Genomic DNA, 22,211 nt, shown 5'->3' on the forward strand with positions numbered 1-22,211 from the left:
ATTAAAAAATTTTTTTGAAAATATGGTATAATATTAATAGAAAAATAAAAAATATATTAAGGAGAAGATCATGAAAAAATTATTATTTTTAATTATGATGATTGTTGCAGGAAATGCTTTTACAGCAGGAACACAGGCAAATGAGGATATGGCAATAAAAAGAGCACTTCAAAGCAGGCTGAATTCATTTTTCTTCACAATTGTAAATGAAGGAATAAGAGATAATGAAAGAAATCTTGAAAAGGAAGCATATAGCAAATTGTTTAAAAAGGATTATATTATCAGTAATTCTTTGAAAAGAGAGATTGTGGAAAAATATGCAAGGGAAATTTCAAGAATTACAGCAGATGAAACAAAGTTAAAATTTGATGTGAAACAAATAGATTATCTTTCAAATGGTGAGGCAGAAGTAGTTTATGATATAAAATCCAAAAGTTTGAAAAGCGTTCCAGATATGCTGGAAGTAGATGATGAAACAGAAAGAAGAATTTTAGAAAGAGCCAAGATGACCGAAAGTGAATTAGAAGCAATTATGAAGGAAAGAGGAAATGAGCCTGCTAAACGAAATTATTATAATGTTGCAATTGAAGAAAGAATAAACATGTATGAAAAAGAAGCTAAGAAAGTTACTGATGAAGAGATAATATTACAAGATTTGCCAGCATTGATGGTAAAAGTAGATGGAAAATGGGAATCAGAGAATTTGGAAAAGGCACTAAAAGGAATTAAAGAATAAAGAAGTTTTTCCATATATTTCAGTTTTTGAAAATTACATAGTAGGAATGATCGTTTGATAAGAGATTTTGATGTGTCATTTTTACTATGTTTTTTTATATATTTTTTTTCTACGCTTGATTATACAATACACCGATATTAAAATATTGAAAAATTATAAAAAAAGTGTTGACAAAATCAATTTTTTTTTGTATAATAGTTAATGTCCGTAAAGGATAAAAATATGAAGATGTTGTTGGGCTGTCGCCAAGCGGTAAGGCACTGGACTTTGACTCCAGCATGCAATGGTTCGAATCCATTCAGCCCAGCCATTTTAAAAATTAAATTATGATATTATATATACTACTAGGATTTAGTAGTTTTTTTTTTGCTTAAAAATTATAATTTAATATTTATTTTTTTAATTTTTTTGAATATAAGTATTTTAAACAAAACTATAAAATTTATTAATTTTTGCCGTTGAAAATTCAAAAAAAATGTGGTATACTCAAAATGTAAGAAATAATATATATTAATATATATTAAAATTTTTAGGAGGTATTATTAAAATGGCAGTTAAAGTAGCAATTAATGGATTTGGAAGAATCGGAAGATTAGCATTAAGATTAATGTCAGAACAAACAGACAAATTTGAAGTAGTGGCAATTAATGATTTAACAGATGCTAAAATGTTAGCACACTTATTCAAATACGATTCATCTCAAGGAAGATTCAATGGAACTATTGAAGTTAAAGAAGGAGCTTTCGTAGTAAACGGAAACGAAATTAAAGTTTTCGCAGAAGCTGATCCTGAAAAATTACCTTGGGGAGATCTAGGAGTAGACGTAGTATTAGAAGCAACAGGTTTCTTTGCAACTAAAGAAAAAGCTGAAAAACACGTAAAAGCAGGAGCTAAAAAAGTAGTTATTACTGCACCTGGTGGAAACGACGTTAAAACAGTAGTTTACAACGTAAACCACGAAATCTTAGATGGTTCAGAAACAGTTATTTCAGGAGCTTCTTGTACAACTAACTGTTTAGCACCAATGGCTAAAGCATTAAATGACAAATTTGGAATCGTAACTGGAACAATGACAACTATCCACGCTTACACAGGAGACCAAAATACATTAGATGCACCACACAGAAAAGGTGACTTAAGAAGAGCAAGAGCTGCTGCAGTAAATATCGTACCTAACTCAACAGGAGCTGCAAAAGCAATTGGATTAGTAGTACCTGAATTAAACGGAAAATTAGATGGAGCTGCTCAAAGAGTACCTGTTCCAACTGGTTCATTAACTGAATTAGTATCTATCTTAAACAAAAAAGTAACTGTTGACGAAGTAAATGCAGCCATGAAAGAAGCAGCTACTGAATCATTCGGATACACTGAAGAACCATTAGTTTCTTCTGACATCGTTGGAATTCACTTTGGATCATTATTTGATGCAACTCAAACTAAAATTGTTCAAAACGGAGATACTCAATTAGTTAAAACAGTATCTTGGTATGACAACGAAATGTCTTATACTTCTCAATTAATCAGAACTTTAGGATACTTCGCAAGCAAAATTGCTAAATAATTGATTTAATTAAATTCTAAAAAGATCAACTTTAGGAAATCGGCTAGAAATAGTCGGTTTTCTTTTTTTATTATTTTAAATTTTCTTTTTAAAAAATCAATTTATATTTTGTAAAATATGTGTTATACTATAGTGAAATTATTTAAAGTAAAAAGTTTTTAAATCTGGAGAAAAGATGAAAAATATAGAAAATATGAAAAAATTTTACGATACAATTTCAGAAAAGTATGATTTTATTTTCTCGCTTTCAGATGTTCAAAAAAATTTTTTTAAAAAATATGTCAGTGGAAAAAAAGTTCTTGATGTTGGAGCGGCAACAGGAAATTTGTCAAAATTTTTAAAGAATGAAAAATTTGAAGTAACTTCGATTGATATAAATGAAAAACTTATTGAGCAGGCTGGAAAAAAGGGAATAGATGTAAAAAATCTGGATATGCTGAAAATTGATGAATTGGGAAAATTTGATACAATAATAAATGTTGGGAATACGTTGCCACATTTAAATAATAAGGATGAGATTTTTTTGTTTTTGAAAAAGGCTTATTTGCAGTTGGAAAATGGTGGGAAACTAATTATTCAGCTGATAAATTTTTATAAATTTTTTGAAAATCAAGAATTTGAATCTAATTTTTTAGGAAGTTTACCATTAATTCAGAATGAAAATGTTAAATTTGAACGTTTTTACTATAAAAATTCAAATAATAATGTGATTTTTAAAACTATTTTGGATGAAAAATTTGAAAATGAAGAAATTTTAGTTAATGTTAATTATTTTGATTTTATGGACTTTTTTAAGAAATTAAATATAGATGATGTGAAGGTGTTTGGCGGTTTTAATGAAACAGAATTTATTTTGGAAAAATCACAGCCATTGATATTTGTAATTACAAAAAAAGTCTAATATTATTTTTAAAATGAAGTTTAGTATAAAAAAATAATGTAAATAAATTTAGGAAATTGTAAAAATAAAGATTGATTAACATCAGTATTTATAGCCATAAAGGGCAAAGAAGTTTTATCAGGAGTGGAAAAAAGCAAGAAAATTAGGTATAAAAAATGCTGTGTTTATTGTAATTTTTAGAATTTTACAAATGACTAAAGAAATATAAAGAAAGGAGTGTATGGTATTTTATATAATTATTTATATATTTATCATACAAAAAATGATGAAATCTTTTATAAATTTTATAAAAGTTGCTTTAATTGGAGCGCCACTTTTAAATAAAATGATAGGAATATTTCTTATTTCAATGTTTCCTGTAATTGAATTGCGTGGGGCGATACCAGTTGGGGCGGCTATTGGGTTGCCTTGGTATTTGAATATGATTGTTTCTATTGTGGGGAATATGCTTCCTGTACCATTTATTCTTTTGTTTTCGGTAAAATTTTTTGAATTTATGAAAAAACGGAATATTTTGGTAAAATTTATTGAAAAAATAGAAAATCGGGCTAAAAAACGTAGTGAAGGGCTTGCAACAGGGGAGTTTATTGGACTTATGCTGTTTGTGGCAGTTCCATTTCCTGGGACAGGTGCTTGGACAGGTGCATTGATTGCGGCTTTGCTTCAATTTGAGAGAAAAAAATCGTTTTTTTATATTGGATTGGGAGTAATAATAGCTGCTGCAGTAATGACTATGGCATCTTATGGAGTAGTAAGTATTTTTGCGCCAAAACATTAAAAAATTTTAAATAGGCTGTTGAAAAATAAATATTTTTGTGGTAAAATGACTTAAAGTTAAATATTATTAAGGGAATGTTTTGGTTTCGACAGGATAAAAAGATTATTATCGGCAAGTAAGCGGGAGCTTTAAAATCCATTTTAAAATAATCGGAAACGATAATTACGCATTAGCTGCCTAAGATAGCGGCTCATCTCTTTTGGAAATGCCATTTTTCCATTAGATGATGTCATTTTTAATGGCTTACCTAAATGTATGATTATGTCATTTAGGGAAATTCTATAATCTCGCCTTTAGACTTTTGTCTGTTTAATATCTAACGGTTAAAGCGTTAAATAGACTAAACTTGTAGAAGATAGTAAGGACTTTCTATTTTGGACACGGGTTCGATTCCCGTCATTTCCACCAAAACAGAAAATAAAAAGTAAAATTTTAGATAGATTAAAAGAAGCGGGTCATTAGGCTCGTTTTTCTTTAATTAGAAATAGGAGATTTTAGTAAAAATGAAAAGAGGTATTGGAAAATCACATAGTAAAATCATATTAATTGGGGAACATTCTGTCGTTTATGGCTATCCTGCCATTGCTATTCCATTAAAAAAAATTGAGATTGAATGTGCAATAGAAGAGGCAAAAAGCAATTTTTTTTATGATGAAACAGATACACTTTCAGTCGCAATTTTTACTGCATTAAAATATTTAAAAAAAGAAAATGTAAAAATAAAATACAAAATAACTTCTCAAATTCCTCAAAAACGTGGAATGGGCTCTTCAGCAGCAGTCAGCATTGCGGCAATTCGTGCAATATTTAACTATTTTGGAGAAAATTTAGAAGATGAATTATTGGAAAAATTAGTGAATACGGCAGAAATTGTGGCTCATAAAACTCCAAGCGGGCTGGATGCAAAAACTTGCCTTAGCGATAAGGCTATAAGATTTGTAAAAAATAAGGGATTTTCATACATTGACTTAAATCTTGATGCATATCTTGTAATTGCAGATACAGGCATTTATGGAAATACTGGTGAAGCGATTCAAAATGTGAAAAATTTAGGAGATAAAGCTGAACTTTCCTTGAAAAAATTAGGCAGATTGACAGATGAAATGACTAGAATTTTAACTGGAAATATTGAAAATAAAGAAGAAAAAATAAAAAAAATTAGTAAAATTGGGGAAATTATGACAGCAGCAAATACAGAACTTGGAAAATTGAATATAACTATTGAAAAGACAGAGTTATTTGTAAAAACGGCGATTGAAAATGGAGCGGCTGGAGCAAAAATTTCTGGTGGCGGTTTGGGAGGCTGTGTAATTGCGCTTGCAGAAAATTTGGAAATTATGGAAAAAGTAAAAGATGGATTTACAAAATGTGGAGCAGAAAATATTTGGGTGGAAAAAATTTAATATTTAAAAATTTAACGAAAAAATAAAGGAGAAAAAATGGTAAAAGTCAAATCTTATGCTAATATCGCAATTGTAAAATACTGGGGAAAAAAAGATGCAGAAAAAATGATACCTGCTACAAGCAGTATTTCCCTTACTCTTAATGATATGTTCACAGAAACAGAAATGGAATTTATAAAGGATAAGGATATTAAAACTGCTGTTGAAAAGGAAATAAAAAATGGAAATTATAAAGATAAATTTTCAAATATGACGGATTTATTTTATTTAAACGGAGAATTACAGGACAAGGTGCATACGGAAAAGATTAGCAAGGTTGTAGATTTGTTTAGGGAAAATAGAAGCCAGAAGGTAAAAATTTCTACAACAAATAATATGCCGACAGCTGCGGGACTCTCTTCCAGTTCAAGTGGATTATCGGCTGTAATAAAGGCTTGTAATGAGCTTTTTGGAAAAAATTATGCACAATCTGAACTTGCACAAATTTCAAAATTTGGTTCTGGCTCTTCTTCGAGAAGTTTTTTTGGACCAATTGCGGCTTGGGACAAGGATACTGGAGAGATTTATGAAGTTAAGACAGATTTGAAATTAGCGATGATTGTGCTTGTACTGAATGAAAATAAAAAGAAAATTTCAAGCCGAAACGGAATGGAGCTTTGTGCTAAAACTTCGACATATTTTGATGAATGGGTAAAGCAGTCTGAAATTGATTTTATAAATATGAAAAAATATCTTGCTGAAAATGATTTTGAAAAAGTGGGAACTTTAACGGAAGAAAATGCCCTTAGAATGCACAAGACAACTGAAACTGCAAATCCGCCGTTTTCATATTTTAATGAAAAAACTTACGAAGCAATGGATTTTGTAAAAAATTTGAGAAATAATGGGGAGAAATGCTATTTTACGATGGATGCTGGACCTAATGTGAAGGTGCTTTGTCTAGAAGAGGATTTGGAAAAATTGGCAGAAATTTTTGGGCAGAAATATAAGATTATTGTAAGTAAAACTGTTAAATTATGATTTTGGAAAGGTTTTTGAATAATGAGGGTAAATTAAGAAAATTTGACATAGTTGCAGGTATATTATTTGGAATTGCGACAATAATTTTAACTGGCAAGAGCACATTTTCAATGTTGATGCCTGCGGTTACTGGATTAATTGTTTGTGTGACAGCTATATTTTGCTTAAAAAAGAAAAACTGATAGAAGAGGAGGATAGATTGTGGGATATATAAAAATACTAGATGAAAAAGTGTCAAATATTATTGCCGCTGGGGAAGTTGTAGAAAATCCAGCTTCAATGATTAAGGAAATGATTGAGAACTCGCTAGATGCGAAGGCTACAATGATAAAAATTGAAGTTTTCAAATCTGGAACTGATGTTAAAGTAAGTGATAATGGAATTGGGATGGATAAGGATGATACACTTTTGTCAGTTGAGCGGCATGCCACTTCTAAGATTAAGGAAAAGGAGGATGTCTTTAATTTAAGCACCTATGGCTTTCGTGGAGAAGCTCTGTCATCTATTGCAGCGGTGTCTAAGCTTACGATTACTACACGTTCTGAAAACAGTCCTGCGGGGTATAGAATTGGCTGTTATGGTGGGGTTGTGAGAAAGTTTGAGGAAGTTTCAAGAAATGTTGGGACAGAAATGGAAGTCAGGGATTTATTTTACAATACGCCTGCTAGAAGAAAATTTTTGAGAAAGATGTCAACAGAGTATGGAAAAATTAGGGATATTGTGCTAAAGGAGGCGCTTTCCAATAGTAATGTGGCATTTTCGCTTGAATTAGACGGGAAAAGTACGATAAAGACAAGCGGGAAAGGGATTGAGAATACAATTCTTGAATTATTTGGAAAATCAGTTTTAAAAAATTTGAAAAAATTTGAATATGGATATTTGGGAAATGTGGAAATTTTACGAAGTTCAAAGGATTTTATGTTTACTTTTGTAAATAATCGGTATGTGAAGTCAGCAACTATTGAGAGAGCTGTTATAGATGGCTATTACACTAAGTTAATGAAGGGAAAATATCCTTTTGCTATTATTTTTTACAATGCTGATCCAAAGGAAATGGATGTGAATGTTCATCCATCTAAAAAAATAGTAAAATTTTCAAATGATAAAATTGTTTATAATGAGATAAAATCAGCAATTGACGACTTTTTTTATTATAATGACAGGGAAAACTGGCAGCCTAATATTGATTTAATAAAGAAAAATATTAATATTAATGAAAATATCGCTGTGGAAAAGGATGATTTATTTTCTGATGACATTTTAAAGGGGGAAAATCAGAAAATTTTAAGTTTGGAAACTTTTGACGGGAAAGAAAATAGTGAGAAATTGGAAGGAGAAAATGGGTTTACAGGAGGTAATCTTGAGAAAAATGATGAAAATAGAGAATCTGCTGGTATTTCTGAAAGTCTAAGCAGAGGTAATTTTTTTAATGATGAAAAAGAGAATAGCAATAAAAAGAATGATTCGAGTCTTGATGAAATTTGGAAAAAAATGAATGGGAATTTAAATGAAATTGTGGAAAACAATGTGGAAAACTTGCAAAATGTTGAAAATTCTAATTTGGTAAAGAGCGATAAAGATAAGAAAAATTGGGATGAGAAGAGTAATTTTAGAAATTATGAAAAATTTAGTGGAGAAAAAAATTCTAATGGTATAAATGAAAATACTGAAAATGAATATTATAAAGTTGGGACATTTGAAAAGCACATTGGGAAGCAGGTTCATTATGATATTTTGGGACAAATTTTTGATACGTATATTTTAGTGCGGAAGGATGAGGAACTGGAAATCTATGATCAGCACATTATTCATGAGAGAATTTTGTATGAAGAGCTGAAGGAAAAGTTTTATAATAAAAAAATTGAGTCACAGCATTTGCTGTTACCGCTGAAAATGGAAGTTACGGTAATTGAAAAAAATATTATTTTTGAAAATATTGATGTTTTTCAAAATTTTGGATTTGATATTGATGAATTTTCAGAAAACGAGATTGTGATTCGTGCTGTGCCTGCTTTTGATTTTCGGGATAGTATTGAAAATGTGTTTTTACAGCTTTTGCTGGATTTAAAAAATGAAGTGGAAATAAAAGATTTAAGGGAAAATATCATTATTTCAATGTCGTGTAAAGGAGCGATAAAGGCTGGGCAGAAGCTGGATATATCTGAAATGCAGAATATGGTGAGAAGGATTCATGAAGTTGGGAAATATACGTGTCCCCACGGCAGACCAATTATTGTAAAATTGTCTAAAAATGATTTGGATAAAATGTTTGGAAGAAAAAAATAATAGTAAAATTAGTAAAAAAATGAAAAAAACTTTTGACAATAAGGGAAAAATATGATAAGAATTAATGTAGTGTGTATTGGAAAAATAAAGGAAAAGTATATAAAAGAGGGAATAGCTGAATTTTCAAAAAGGTTATCAAAATATACAAAACTTGAAATTATTGAACTGGCTGAAGAGGATGATAACAAAGGGATTGAAAATGCAATAAATTCTGAAACTGAAAGAATAATAAATGTTATTTCAAAAAAAAATTATTCATATAATATTTTGCTTGATTTAAAGGGAAAAATGCTGACTTCAGAAGAAATGGCGGATAAAATTGAAAAAATTTCAATAACAAACAGTGAAATTAATTTTATAATCGGCGGTTCAAATGGAGTTAATGATAATTTGCGGGAAATTGCAGATTTTAGATTGTGTTTTTCAAAAATGACATTTCCACATCAGCTTATGCGGTTAATTTTGTCAGAGCAAATATATAGATGGATTTCAATTAATAATAATATAAAATATCATAAATAATGGAGGGAAGTTATGTATTCTGCTGGGGAAGAATTTGAAAAAACTAATAGCGAAGGGGATGTTGAAGAATATACGTGTCTTTCAAATATTACGATAGGAGATAAGGAATATTTAGTTTGTGATAGTGAAACTGGGGAAAAGAAGGTTTTTTACTATGACAGTATTGAAGAGGAACTGTATGATTTAGATGAAGATGAGGAAGATCAGGTTCTGGAAATATGGAACGATGAATATTACGGTTCTGACAAGGATTATATGTACTGGAACGAAGATTTTGGCGAGTATGATAAAAATGAGAATGTAGATGGAGAATTTGATGAAAGCAATTTTGATCCATTAAATGATGATGAAAATGAATTTTTTGAGAATGAAGAAGAAGCTGATGATGAAGATTTATTAGAATTTTTAGATGATTTTTTAGATGATGAAAATGAATAGGTTTATTTTATAATTTTCAATTCTCTAAAATAATAAAAAAATAAAAAATAAGGAATAAAATGAAAATAAAAATAAAAAGTCTAGATAATTTTAATCAGAATTATGAAAAATTATTTGAGCTGAAAAAAGTATTGGAACAGGAAGAAAAAAAAGAATATCATTATAGTGATGAGTATGGAAACTGTAAAATCATTGATAAAGGCAATTCAGTTGAGATTTACCGATATGGTGAAATCAATTCTAGACAAATTTTTCAAAGTGATAAAAATACGCCATTTATTTATATTACAAAACAATTTCGAGGGAAATACAAAATTTTTACAAAAAAAATTCAAAAAGAAAATGGAAAAATGATGCTGGAATATGATATAATACATAATAACGAAGTAATAAACAGTATAAATTTAGAATTTCAATTTATAGATGTTCCAAATAAATAAATATCTATATTTATAAAAAAAGCAGAAAGGAAAAAGTGAATGAGTAATCAAAACCAGAATGATAATGGTATTATAAAAGAAAAATTAAAAAAAGTAGCAGAACTAAAGGAAATTGGAATAGAACCTTACGGAAGAAAATATGAAAAAGTGAATGATATTGCTGAAATAAATCAATATGACGAAACTTGCGAAAAAGTATTCAAAACAGCAGGAAGAATCATCGCTTTCAGAAGAATGGGTAAAAATGGATTTGGTAAGATTCAAGATCCAACTGGTCAAATTCAATATTATGTGAAAAAAGAAGAAGTTGGAGAAGATCAATATGAAATTTATAAAAAAATGGGACTTGGAGATTTTATTGGGCTTGAAGGACATTTATTTAGAACTAAGACTGGGGAATTAACTTTGAGAGTAGATTCTTTTGAAGTATTATCTAAAAATGTTCGTCCACTTCCAGAAAAATTCCATGGATTAACAAATATTGAAACTAGATACAGACAAAGATACGTTGACTTGGTAATGAATAGAGAAGTTATGGAAACTATGAAAAAAAGATTCCAAGTTATTAGATTTTTTAGAAGCTATTTAGAAAAAAAAGGATTTACGGAAGTTGAAACTCCAATGATGCACCCAATCGCAGGTGGAGCAACTGCAAGACCATTTGTTACGCACCACAATGCATTAGATATGGAATTATTCTTAAGAATCGCACCTGAATTATACTTAAAAAGATTATTAGTTGGTGGATTTGAAAAAGTATTTGAAATTAATAGAAGTTTTAGAAATGAAGGAATTTCTGTAAAACATAATCCTGAATTTACAATGATGGAATTGTACCAAGCGTATGCTGATTTTAATGATATGATGGACTTGACAGAAGACTTAATTTCTAGCTTGACTTTCGAGTTACATGGAAAATATGAAATTGAATATGAAGATAAAACTATTAATTTAGCTAAACCTTGGAGAAGAGTAACAATGAAAGAAGCTGTAAAAGAAGCAACTGGATTTGATTTTGATTCAATTTCAAGTGATGAAGAAGCTATTGAAAAAGCAAAAGAATTTGGAATTCCTTTAGAAAAAGATAAAACATATACAAAATTTGGAATTTTAAATTTATTCTTTGAAGAAAAAGTGGAAGAAACATTAATTAATCCAACATTCATAACAGAATATCCAAAAGAAATTTCTCCACTTTCAAAAAATCAAAAAGGTGAAACTGAATGGGTTGACAGATTTGAATTATTCATTTCAGGAAGAGAATTTGCAAACGCATATTCAGAATTAAACGATCCAAGAGATCAAAAAGAAAGATTCGAAGAACAAGTTAAATTGAAAGAAGCAGGAGACGATGAAGCACAAGGAATGGATTTAGATTACATTAGAGCCTTAGAATACGGAATGCCACCTGCAGGAGGATTAGGAATTGGAATTGATAGATTAGTTATGTTACAAACTAATTCAGCATCAATCAGAGACGTAATCTTGTTCCCAACATTAAGAAAAGAAGACATCGAATTATAATTTTTCAAATTAATTTATTAATCAAAAAATAAAATATAATCATGAAATTAGTTGTGAAAATCTAGAAAAATAGGCAATCTCAGAATTAGAGAGTGTCTATTTTTTTAATTTAAAAAAATGAGAAAAAATTAAAAGTTCTCATTTTTCTTTAATCTTTATGTGATACTATTATAATGTAACAAAGGAACAGCAATTACAAATACAAAAATGCAAAGGAGGATTATAAAAAATAAATTCTTAAAAGTAGCATTGTTAGGTTGTTTGGTATTAGGTTCTTTGAGTTTTGCTGGAAGTAAAGATTATAAAAAATCAAATTTCAGTCATAAAAAAAGTTCTTATAAAAGATCAAAAATAACCCCAGCAAGAGCTAAACAAATAGCATTAGCAAAAGTTCCAGGTGCAACATTGAGAAATATTAAAGATTTTGATTTTGATGAAGATTCTTATGAAGAAGAAATTCATTATAGAGGTTACACTTATGAGTTTGAAATCGATGCGTACACTGGAAGAATTACAGATTGGGACGTAGATAGAGATTAGAAAATTAAGAGTTTTATGAAGAAAAGGTCAAAGGTAAAAAGGAGTAAAGGTTACACAGGAATTTGTATACAAAAATGAAGTAACAAAAGTAAAAAGGATAGGATTTTTGGTCGAATCCGAACTATGAAGAGTTTTTTTAAGTTAAGTCGATATCGATAAAAAAAGGAGTTTAGAAGGCATTATTGCCCTAAAAGAAAAAAGTTGTTTATTAGATAGATTAGGTAAAAAAAGGATAAAGTCTAAAGAAAATTAGATGTGTTTTGAAGAAAAAGGTCGTTATGTATAGAAAAAAGTTGGGAAGTTAAGGTACAGAGGTTTTGTTTTAAGGAGAAATTGGGAAAAAGGTTGAGAAGAAATATAGTTTTGAAAGAAGTTATTTTGCGGGTCAGATGTCTTGCAAAATGCTTCTTTTTAGTTATAACAGTTATTATGAGAAAAATAAAAATAATAAAAAGGTGCTATGAAAACACCTTCTTAAATTTTTTGGAGAGAAAATCAACTTGTGAAAATTGATTTATCTTAGTTATATATAAATATAGCTAAAATCATATTTATTTGTCTTTTGTGAATAATTATTTTTTTAAAATATTTTCACAGACATAGTTTTATGTGAACTACTCCCACTTGTAGAAGAGGGAGCTTCTTGGGAAGTATCTGCTTTTGCTAGCCAAATATATTTACCAAGCTCTTCGGGCAGTCCCTGCCCTGACTATGAATATTATGCTATATAAGAGCTATTATTTCAAGCTATATTCTGCAATTCATCTCCCACTTGTAGAAGAAGGAGACTTCTTGCTAAATATTGTTAAAATTCCTTTTGGATTTGTTCAACCCATGCGTCAATTCTTTCATCTGTCAATTCAGATTGATTAACTTCATCTAGAGCAAGTCCCAAAAATTCTCCATCTTTTGCTGCTCTTGATTCGCTGAATTCATATCCTTCTGTTGAAGTTTTTCCAATGATTGTTGCACCAGTTTTTTGAATTTCCTCATCAATGATGGCAATTCCATCCATAAATGTATCAGAGAAAGTTCCTTGATCCCCACTTCCGAAATATCCTACTTTTTTACCGCTTAAATCTTTGCTTGCCAAATCATCAAGAACTGCTGCCCAGTCATCTTGCAAGTCTCCAAATCCCCAAGTAGAAGTACCTAAAAGAAGTACATCATAATCTTCCAATTTATCCTCATTTCCATCAATATTAAAAACTTCTGCCCCATCAATTTTTTCTGCAATTTTATGAGCAATATCTTCAGTTACTCCTGTTGTTGATCCGAAAAAAATTCCTACTTTTGCCATTTTAATCCTCCATGTTTATTAGTTTAGTTTTAAATATGCTTTTGCACATTTATCTGCTTTTGTATTTTTGGATAATCCTATCCTAATTTTTATTTCAAATCAAAGAAATGAAGTAAATTTTTCATATAGAAAATATACCATATTTTACTTTGATTGTCAAATTTTTTTGCATTTGAATATTTTAATAAATAATATAAAAAAACTGTAAAAAATCTGTTAAATATGCCACATATAGTAGTCTTCCTCTGTTTTTGGAATGATTCTAGCTGGAATCCCTACTGCTACTGCATTATCTGGAACATCCTTTAAAACAACTGAATTTGCTCCAATTTTCACATTATTTCCAATCACAATATTTCCTAGCAGTTTTGCTCCTGTTCCAACTGTGACGTTATTTTTTAATGTGGGATGTCTCTTAGTTTTGGAAGAGCTTACTCCGCCTAGAGTTACACCATGATAGATGACGCAGTTATCGCCTATTTCAGCAGTTTCTCCAACTACGATTCCCATTCCGTGGTCAAAAAATACTTTTTTTCCTAATTTTGCTCCTGGATGAATTTCTATTCCTGTAAAAAATCGTGAAATTTGAGAAATCAGCCGTGCACAAAAATATAATTTATGCTTTTGAAAAAAGTGGGCAATCTTGTGATTAATAACTGCATGTAGAGACGGATAGAGAAAAACTTCTATTTTATATCTGACAGCTGGATCTTTTTCCGCTATATTATTTATTTCACTTACTAACCATTTAAAAATAATAATCACACTCCTTAAAATTTATATATGAATTATATAATAAAACTGTTTTAAAAACAACATTTTATTGCATATTTTACTTTTTTGTTAAATTTATAAAGGTTAAATAGTGTATAATATCTGAGTTCGGCTCTAAAGCAGTTTTACTATAATTCTATTTCATAAAAGTATGAAAATATGAAAACAGGCAATTCATCCCGTTATTTTATGTAAAAGTCAGAGAATCCTTGCCCAAGTTAGTTAAGTTTTATTAATTATAAACTGTTTCTGAATGCTTCAATTGATAAGTATTTTTCTCCACCATCTGGTAAAATTGCTACAACTTTTTTACCTTTTCCTAATTTTTTAGCTACTTCATAAGCTGCTGCAATTGCACTTCCAGAAGAAATTCCGATAAATAGTCCGTTTTCCTTTGAAGCTCTTGTCGCAAATTCTACCGCTTGTTCATTAGTTACCTTTATAATTTCATCTACAAGGCTGGCATCATAGTTTCCAGGTACAAATCCTGCTCCAAGTCCTTGTTGGAAGTGTTTTCCAGGTTGTTCTCCTGATAATACTGCAGAAGTTGCAGGTTCAACGGCAAATACTTTAACTCCTGGTCTTTCTTCCTTTAATCTTTTTCCAACTCCTGATAAAGTTCCAGCAGTTCCAACACCTGATACGAATGCATCGATTTGAGGGAAATCATCTAAAATTTCTTTTGCAGTTGTTTCATAGTGTTTTGCAGGGTTTGCAGGGTTTTCAAATTGTTGAGGCAAGAAATATCCATTTTCAGCTGCTAATTTTTCAGCTTCAGCAATTGCCCCTTTCATACCTTTTGCCCCTTCAGTTAATATTAATTCAGCACCATAGGCTGCTAAAATACTTCTTCTTTCCACGCTCATTGAATCAGGCATTACAATTACCACTTTATAACCTTTTGCTTTACCGATTAATGCAAGTGCGATACCAGTATTTCCAGAAGTAGGTTCAACAATTGTTCCACCTGGTTTCAATTTTCCTTCTTTTTCAGCTGCTTCTATCATTCCAAGAGCCGCTCTATCCTTTACACTTCCACCAATATTATATTTTTCAAGTTTTACATAAATATCAGCGATATTTTCATCATTTAAGAATTTTAATTTCACCACAGGCGTATTTCCAATTAAGTCTAAGATATTTTCGTAAATCATTATAAATTACCTCCATATTTAAATATATTTATTTTTTGTTTTATTAATTTGTATCTACAATTATTATAGCACTAATTCTTTTTAAAATCAATAGAAAAATATAAATATTTAAAAAATTTTCTCTTAATTCAAAATTTTTTAAGTTATAGTAAATATATTTGGTAATTTATATTTAACAATAACAAGGGGATCTTACCCCTTGCTAAATGTATCTGCTAAAGTAAAAAACAATATTAATTTTACAAGTTCATATCATCAACATTATCCAAATATTCCTTAATTTTTGGAATTACAAAAGCCAATGTCCCTTCTTCAAACGGATTTTTCAAATTAGCTGATTTCATAAGTTCAAAGAATGGTTTGCTTCCTCCAAGTTTACATAAATTCAAATAATCTTTCCATGCTTTTTCTCTGTTTTCCCTTGATTTTATCCAGAATTGGAAGGCACATACTTGAGCTAGAGTGTAGTCGATGTAGTAAAATGGCGAACTGAAAATATGCCCTTGTCTAAACCAGAAAATTCCATTTTTTAATTCTTCGACTTCTCCGTAATCTCTTGTTGGTAAATATTTTTTTTCTATTTCAATCCATTTTTCACGACGTTCTTTTGGCGTAGCTTCTGGATTTTCATACACCCAGTGCTGAAATTCATCGACAGTTACTCCGTAAGGAATAAATAAAAGAGCTTCTGATAAATGAATAAATTTATATTTGTCAGTATCATTTTCAAAAAACAAGTCCATCCATGGCCAAGTTAAAAATTCCATACTCATCGAATGAATTTCACAAGCCTCATAAGATGGCCATAAGTATTCAGGAACTTCAAATCCACGGCTTTGGTAAACTTGAAAAGCATGTCCGGCTTCATGCGTCAAAACATCAATATCGTGTGAAGTTCCATTAAAATTGGCAAAAATAAATGGTGCCTTGTGTTCTGGAATGTAAGTGCAGTATCCGCCGCTCATTTTCCCCTTTTTAGAAAGCAAGTCAAGCAAATTATTTTCAGTCATAAATGTAAAAAATTCATCAGTTTCCTTCGATAATTCTTTGTACATTGTCTTCCCATTGTTTAAAATCCATTCAGGTGACCCATGCGGATCAGCATTTCCAGAATTAAATTTTATAGCTTCATCATAAAATTTAAGTTTGTCCACTCCAAGTCTTTTCCCTTGTCTTTCACGAAGTTCAGTATGTAGCGGCACAATATTTTCAAGCACTTGCTTTCTGTAGCCTTCTACCATTTTTGCATCATATTCAAGTCTTGACAGCTGTTTATATCCGAATTCCACAAAGTTTTTATATCCCATCTTTTGAGCCATTCTAGTTCTAACTTTTACAAGCGAATCATAAATATTATCAAATTCATCTTGATTTTCAGCAAAAAACTGAGCAACTTTTTTAGCCGCCTCAATTCTTACATTTCTGTCTTTTGACTGTGTATAAGGAACCATTTGTGACAAATTAAGCTCTTTTCCATCAAAATCTATTTTTGCACTTGCAATTAATTTTGAATATTTGCTGGATAGTCTATTTTCTTCCTGTGCATCTGGAATAATTTCAGGTGAAAATGTTTTCAATGTGTTTTCTGCCAAATCAAATAAAAATTTTCCATATTTTTGGATAAGTTCATCTTTAAATTTTGAATTTACAAGAGCCTTATAAAAGTCATTCGTAAATCCAAAAAGAATAGGGCTGATTTCATCCATATACTCATTTTCCTTATCATAAAACTCATCATTTGTGTCAATGCTATGGCGAACCGAAACAAGTGTCTGCATAGTTTCAATATGATTTCTCAGTTTTATAATTTCATCAAATGCATTAACTTGTCCTTCCACATTTTCAGCCTTTTCAAAACTTTCTATAAGCTCTGAAAATTCTTTTTTTATTTTTTCCAAATCCAAATGTTCATATTTGTATTCATTAAATTTCATATTTTATATTCTCCCTTCATTTTTTTTCTAATTTAATTATATCATAAAAAAATGGAAATTAAGTATATTTTTATATTTTCAGTTTCAAAGATTTACTCTATGATTCTCAAACATCAAATTTATATATTTTTTGATAATTTATTGTTATAGTTTAAATTTTTTTTAAACTTAATTTTTAAAGTTGTATTACTATAGTTTAAGTTTTATGTTCAGGAGGGCAAAATGAGAACAATGAATAAAAATATGAGTATATCTAAATGTATGGATATTTGGCTAAAAAATGAGCATAATTATATAAAGGAATCGACTTACTTTCTTTATTTGACAATTATTGAAAATCATTTGAAAACGTATTTTAAAAAAAGAAAGGTTAGTACAATTTCAAATAAGGATTTTCAGTCTTTCGTTTTAGACAAGTTAAGTTGCGGAAGATTGGATGGCAAAGGAGGGCTGTCAAAAAAAACTGTAAAAGATATGACAGTTGTATTAAAGTCTGTGCTGACATTTGCGATAAAGCATAAAATTATAGACAGGATGGAATTTGAATTTAAAATTCCTAAGAGAGAGAAAACTAAAGAAGTTGAAGTGTTTAATTTTGAAGAGAGAAGAAAAATTTGCAAGTATGTGAAAAATAATCTGTGTAATCAGACACTGGGAATACTTATTTGTATATGCACTGGGCTTAGAATAGGAGAAATATGTGCATTAAAGTGGGAGGATGTGGATTTAAAGACGGAAGTCATTAATATCAATCATACGATTCAAAGAATATATATCAGTACAGCTAAAAAGAGCAAAGTCATCATTTCTTCACCAAAAACAGAAAGCTCAAGACGTAAAATTCCTATTGCCTCTGAATTAATGCCTTTATTGCAGCAGTTTAAATCTAACAGTGATTTTTACGTTATTTCTGGCGAGAAAAAATATATTGAGCCAAGAACTTATAGAAAATTTTTCAAGAAGATGTTAAATATTTTAAAAATTTCAAAGCTGAAATTTCATTCGCTAAGACACACTTTTGCAACACAAGCTATTGAAAATGGCATAGATTACAAGACTGTATCTGAAATTTTAGGACATGCCTCTATTGGAATAACTTTAAATTTATACGTTCATCCTGATTTAAAGCACAAAAAAGAATGTCTGAACAAAATTTTTAATAATTTGGTAAAAGAATTTTAAAATCCAATTTATGAAAATAGTTAAATAAAAAAATTAATTAAAATAAAAAATAAAACTAAGACTTGTAGCAGTACAGCTTTAAATAATGGTAAAATTATTTTTATTTATTTATTAATTCAAAAAATTTTTTTGAAGGTTGGTTTACTTGAATTTGGGAATAAAATGTGATATACTCATACTGTAATTATTTGTAAATTATAGCAGTTTTATTTTTAATAAAAAGGTAAAAAAAATATTAAAAATTTTGTGCAGGAACAAGGTATTATTGCTCCTGTTTTAAGGTAAAATTACTATAATGCCGAAATATTTACGGTTTATTACCGTGATTTTAGATCAACGGCTGTTAAGTGAGGATGAACTATGAAATTAAATAAAGATATTCGGATACGTATACTTTATATACTTATTTTATATATTATTTACAGTTTTTTACTAGATAAATATAATTATGTAGCAAAGTATCTGACCAATTTTATATTTATCCTGTTCATATTTATAAAATTTATATTCGGACAGCTTGATTTCTATGCAGAACGTTTTAGATATAAGGACGTATTTATAACATTGGGAATTGATGTGATATTTTCAGTTGTGCTATATGCTTTCTGGAAGCAGTTTAATATTTTTTATATCTTTTTGTTAATTTTTTTATTCCAAGTAATTTTCAGAAAAATAGTATGCTCCATTTATATGAAAAAGCAAAATGTGCTGATATTTGGTTCAAATCATATAAGGAATAATGTTCAGGAAGATATTATCAATACTCTTGACTACAATTATGTTGGATACATTTCAAACAATAAAAGCGGGGCAACAAAATATTTAATTGGAAATTATGATCAGATGGAAGAAATTATATCTAAAAAGGAAATTGATGTATTGGTAATTGTAAAGGATATAAAAAGTCCTGATTTTAAAAAATATTTGAAGCGAATTTTTGATTTGAAGATTAACGGACTGAAAATAATAAATTATGAAGAATTTAACGAAGATATTCAAAAAAAAATAGATATAAATCAGATAAATGAAGAATGGCTTTTACAGTCAAATGGATTTGATATTTTAAGTAACGAGATGCAGAAAAATATGAAACGTGGAATGGATTTAATTCTTGCACTAACTTTAATGGTGCTTCTGTCACCACTTGCATTAATTACTGCAATAATTATTAAGATGGAATCTAAAGGACCAGTCATATTCAAGCAGACCAGAATAGGCGAAAACATGAAACCCTTCAGAGTCTATAAGTTCAGAAGCATGAGAATACACGATCCAAAAAAATATTCAAAGTACACGCTGGACAACGACACAAGGGTTACAAAATTTGGAAAGTTCATGAGAAAGACAAGGATTGACGAACTTCCTCAACTCTGGAACATCCTGAAAGGGACAATGAGCTTCATAGGCCCACGTCCAGAATGGGATATTTTAGCAAAAGACTATGCTGAAAAGATAAGCCATTACAACCTGAGACACCTTATAAAGCCAGGAATAACAGGCTGGGCACAGGTAATGTTTCCCTATGGGGAAAGCCTGGAGGATGCGAAGAGGAAGCTTGAGTATGATTTGTACTATTTGAAGCATCAAGATCTTATACTCGATGTACTTATTATTATGAAGACAGTTAAAGCTGTCTTATTTGGAAAAGGGAAATAAACTAATTTAAGGAGAATTCTTATGAAGGGAATTATTTTAGCTGGAGGCAGTGGAACTAGATTATACCCTCTTACAAAATCTATCTCTAAGCAAATTCTGCCTGTTTATGATAAACCTATGATTTATTATCCTCTGTCTGTTCTTATGCTTGCAAATATAAAAGATATCTTAATAATTTCTACACCAAGGGATATTTTGCTATTTGAAAGACTTCTTGGAAATGGAAAGCAAATAGGTATAAATATCGAATATAAAGTTCAAGAAAAGCCAAACGGAATTGCTGAATGTTTTTTGATTGGAAAAGAGTTTATTGGTAATGATAATGTAGCTCTAATTTTGGGAGATAATATATTTTATGGAAATGGATTTTCAAAAGTTCTTGAAGATTCTGTTGATTATTTTGAAAATTTTAAAGGGGAAAAATCAAACAATGCTGGTGCAATGATATTCGGATATCCAGTGAAAAATCCTGAAGATTATGGTGTTGTTGAGTTTGATGAAAATAATAAAGTAATTTCATTAGAAGAAAAACCAATAGATCCTAAATCAAGTTTCGCAGTGCCAGGATTATATTTTTATGATAATACAGTTATTAAAAAAGCTGAAATGTTAAAGCCGTCAGATCGAAATGAACTTGAAATAACGTCTATTAATGAATTTTATTTATCTTGCGATAAACTAAAAGTAAAAACTCTTGGACGTGGAATGAGCTGGTTTGACACAGGAACGCCAAAAGGATTGATGGAAGCGTCAAATTTTGTGGAAGCTATTCAAAATAGGCAAGGATTTTACATCGCCTGTCTTGAGGAAATTTCCTATACAAAAGGATGGATATCAAAAGGAGAATTTGCTGAAATAATAGAAAAATTGAAAAAATGCGATTATAAAAAATATTTAGAAAGTTTATTGCTATTATCTATTTAAATAGCAAATTTAAAATTATAAACTATATTAATTAAAATAAAAAAGGAGGAATAATATTGACTTCTGTAGTAATAATGGCTGGTGGAAAAGGTGAAAGATTTTGGCCGAAAAGTAGAATAAATTTACCAAAACAATTTTTATCCTTGACAGATGATGGGAAATCTATGATTCAGCATACTGTTGAAAGAGTAAAAAATCTTGTAGATATTGAAAATATCTATGTAGTTACAAATGAAATGTACAAAAATCTGGTTTCAGAACATATTCCAGATATACCTGAAGCAAATATTATTATTGAACCTGCTGCAAAAAATACAGCACCTTGTATCGGACTTGCTGCGGTTCATATCGCCAAAAAAGATATAAATTCAAAAATGATAATTTTACCTTCAGATCATCTGATTAAATTTAACGAAATCTTTATTGATACATTAAAAACAGCTTTAGATGTAGTGGAAAAGGGTGATAATCTAGCAACAATAGGAATTACTCCTAATTATCCTGAAACTGGATATGGGTATATTAACTTTACTAAAGGTGAAAGTTTTAAAGACAGTACAAATATTTATGAAGTTTTACGTTTTGTAGAAAAACCAAATTTAGAAAAAGCAAAAGAATACTTAACAAGCGGACAATATTTATGGAATAGCGGAATGTTTGTGTGGAAAGCATCAACTATTTTAAAAAACTTTAAAGAATATTTACCTGAAATTTATGAAGGACTACAAAAAATTGGAAAATCAATAAATACAGGAAAATATGAAGAAGTATTAAAAAAAGAATTTTTAAATCTTCCATCAGAATCCATAGATTATGGAATAATGGAAAAAGCTAAGAATATTTACGTCATTCCAGGAAATTTTGGATGGGATGATGTAGGAAGCTGGCTGTCTCTTGAAAGAATTAATAAAACAAATCAAGATGGAAATGTAATAACAGGAAATGTAATAAGTATAAAAACAAAAAATACAATAATTCAAGGAAGTGATAAACTTATCGCAACTATTGGATTAGAAGATATAGTGGTTGTAGATACTGATGATGTAACACTGATTTGTCATAAAAATAATACACAAGAAGTTAAAGAAGTTATTAACAATTTAAAAATTTGTAACAGGAATGAATATTTATAAAATGA

Annotated in this window: 21 protein-coding genes, 1 tRNA gene and 1 other RNA gene; 19 read left to right on the forward strand and 4 right to left on the reverse strand. The window is 29.4% G+C overall.

Annotated elements, in window-relative coordinates; all coding sequences use genetic code 11:
• Positions 1–70 precede the first annotated feature (70 nt).
• From HW276_RS00800 to HW276_RS00870, 15 genes are all read left to right on the forward strand, one after another.
• A complete protein-coding gene (locus HW276_RS00800) occupies positions 71–736 on the forward strand; it encodes a hypothetical protein (RefSeq protein ID WP_178937044.1) in 666 nt (221 codons plus the stop codon).
• A 235-nt stretch (positions 737–971) separates the two neighbouring features.
• Positions 972–1,046, forward strand: a tRNA-Gln gene (locus HW276_RS00805).
• 237 nt (positions 1,047–1,283) lie between these two features.
• Positions 1,284–2,297, forward strand: a complete 1,014-nt coding sequence (gene gap, locus HW276_RS00810) for a type I glyceraldehyde-3-phosphate dehydrogenase (RefSeq protein ID WP_178937045.1) — start codon at positions 1,284–1,286, stop codon at positions 2,295–2,297.
• 175 nt (positions 2,298–2,472) lie between these two features.
• Complete coding sequence (locus HW276_RS00815) at positions 2,473–3,198, forward strand: bifunctional 2-polyprenyl-6-hydroxyphenol methylase/3-demethylubiquinol 3-O-methyltransferase UbiG (protein ID WP_218974982.1); 726 nt, start codon at positions 2,473–2,475, stop codon at positions 3,196–3,198.
• Positions 3,199–3,460: 262 nt separating this feature from the next.
• The gene (locus tag HW276_RS00820; protein ID WP_178937046.1) at positions 3,461–3,976 is read left to right on the forward strand and encodes a small multi-drug export protein; all 516 of its coding nucleotides are present in this window, start codon (positions 3,461–3,463) and stop codon (positions 3,974–3,976) included.
• 70 nt (positions 3,977–4,046) lie between these two features.
• Positions 4,047–4,384, forward strand: a transfer-messenger RNA (tmRNA) gene (gene ssrA, locus HW276_RS00825).
• 95 nt (positions 4,385–4,479) lie between these two features.
• Entirely contained in the window at positions 4,480–5,379 is a 900-nt protein-coding gene (gene mvk / locus HW276_RS00830) for a mevalonate kinase (protein WP_178937047.1), read from the forward strand.
• A gap of 36 nt (positions 5,380–5,415) precedes the next feature.
• Positions 5,416–6,399 (forward strand): diphosphomevalonate decarboxylase, encoded by a 984-nt coding sequence (gene mvaD, locus HW276_RS00835; RefSeq protein ID WP_178937048.1) that lies wholly within the window; start codon positions 5,416–5,418, stop codon positions 6,397–6,399.
• Positions 6,396–6,581, forward strand: coding sequence for a hypothetical protein (locus HW276_RS00840; protein WP_178936914.1), 186 nt, complete (start codon positions 6,396–6,398; stop codon positions 6,579–6,581). The genes mvaD and HW276_RS00840 overlap by 4 nt, the downstream gene beginning before the upstream one ends.
• Positions 6,582–6,600: 19 nt before the next feature.
• Positions 6,601–8,685, forward strand: a complete 2,085-nt coding sequence (mutL, locus tag HW276_RS00845; protein ID WP_178937049.1) for a DNA mismatch repair endonuclease MutL — start codon at positions 6,601–6,603, stop codon at positions 8,683–8,685.
• Between the two features lie 51 nt (positions 8,686–8,736).
• A complete protein-coding gene (locus tag HW276_RS00850; protein ID WP_178937050.1) occupies positions 8,737–9,207 on the forward strand; it encodes a 23S rRNA (pseudouridine(1915)-N(3))-methyltransferase RlmH in 471 nt (156 codons plus the stop codon).
• 12 nt (positions 9,208–9,219) lie between these two features.
• A complete protein-coding gene (locus HW276_RS00855) occupies positions 9,220–9,645 on the forward strand; it encodes a hypothetical protein (RefSeq protein ID WP_178937051.1) in 426 nt (141 codons plus the stop codon).
• Positions 9,646–9,704: 59 nt separating this feature from the next.
• The gene (locus HW276_RS00860) at positions 9,705–10,085 is read left to right on the forward strand and encodes a DUF1934 family protein (RefSeq protein ID WP_178937052.1); all 381 of its coding nucleotides are present in this window, start codon (positions 9,705–9,707) and stop codon (positions 10,083–10,085) included.
• A gap of 39 nt (positions 10,086–10,124) precedes the next feature.
• Positions 10,125–11,609, forward strand: coding sequence for a lysine--tRNA ligase (gene lysS / locus HW276_RS00865; protein WP_178937053.1), 1,485 nt, complete (start codon positions 10,125–10,127; stop codon positions 11,607–11,609).
• 207 nt (positions 11,610–11,816) lie between these two features.
• A complete protein-coding gene (locus tag HW276_RS00870) occupies positions 11,817–12,149 on the forward strand; it encodes a PepSY domain-containing protein (protein WP_218974983.1) in 333 nt (110 codons plus the stop codon).
• Between the two features lie 805 nt (positions 12,150–12,954).
• Here HW276_RS00870 and HW276_RS00875 read toward each other — a convergent pair.
• From HW276_RS00875 to HW276_RS00890, 4 genes are all read right to left on the reverse strand, one after another.
• Entirely contained in the window at positions 12,955–13,449 is a 495-nt protein-coding gene (locus HW276_RS00875) for a flavodoxin (RefSeq protein WP_010125145.1), read from the reverse strand.
• Positions 13,450–13,665: 216 nt separating this feature from the next.
• Complete coding sequence (gene epsC, locus HW276_RS00880) at positions 13,666–14,214, reverse strand: serine O-acetyltransferase EpsC (protein ID WP_147002745.1); 549 nt, start codon at positions 14,212–14,214, stop codon at positions 13,666–13,668.
• A gap of 245 nt (positions 14,215–14,459) precedes the next feature.
• Positions 14,460–15,377, reverse strand: coding sequence for a cysteine synthase A (cysK, locus tag HW276_RS00885; protein ID WP_147002746.1), 918 nt, complete (start codon positions 15,375–15,377; stop codon positions 14,460–14,462).
• Positions 15,378–15,616: 239 nt separating this feature from the next.
• Positions 15,617–17,311, reverse strand: coding sequence for a M3 family oligoendopeptidase (locus tag HW276_RS00890; protein WP_178937054.1), 1,695 nt, complete (start codon positions 17,309–17,311; stop codon positions 15,617–15,619).
• Positions 17,312–17,533: 222 nt separating this feature from the next.
• Between HW276_RS00890 and HW276_RS00895 the strand changes: the two genes are divergently transcribed.
• The 4 genes from HW276_RS00895 to HW276_RS00910 all read left to right on the forward strand — a co-directional run bounded on the left by HW276_RS00895 (position 17,534) and on the right by HW276_RS00910 (position 22,206).
• Positions 17,534–18,493 (forward strand): site-specific integrase, encoded by a 960-nt coding sequence (locus HW276_RS00895; protein ID WP_178937055.1) that lies wholly within the window; start codon positions 17,534–17,536, stop codon positions 18,491–18,493.
• A 360-nt stretch (positions 18,494–18,853) separates the two neighbouring features.
• The gene (locus HW276_RS00900) at positions 18,854–20,149 is read left to right on the forward strand and encodes a sugar transferase (protein WP_178937056.1); all 1,296 of its coding nucleotides are present in this window, start codon (positions 18,854–18,856) and stop codon (positions 20,147–20,149) included.
• Between the two features lie 21 nt (positions 20,150–20,170).
• The gene (gene rfbA, locus HW276_RS00905; RefSeq protein ID WP_178937057.1) at positions 20,171–21,073 is read left to right on the forward strand and encodes a glucose-1-phosphate thymidylyltransferase RfbA; all 903 of its coding nucleotides are present in this window, start codon (positions 20,171–20,173) and stop codon (positions 21,071–21,073) included.
• 56 nt (positions 21,074–21,129) lie between these two features.
• Complete coding sequence (locus tag HW276_RS00910; protein ID WP_218974984.1) at positions 21,130–22,206, forward strand: mannose-1-phosphate guanylyltransferase; 1,077 nt, start codon at positions 21,130–21,132, stop codon at positions 22,204–22,206.
• Positions 22,207–22,211: the final 5 nt, after the last annotated feature.

The sequence above is a fragment of the Leptotrichia sp. oral taxon 417 genome (genome assembly GCF_013394865.1).
Lineage (GTDB): Bacteria > Fusobacteriota > Fusobacteriia > Fusobacteriales > Leptotrichiaceae > Leptotrichia > Leptotrichia wadei_A.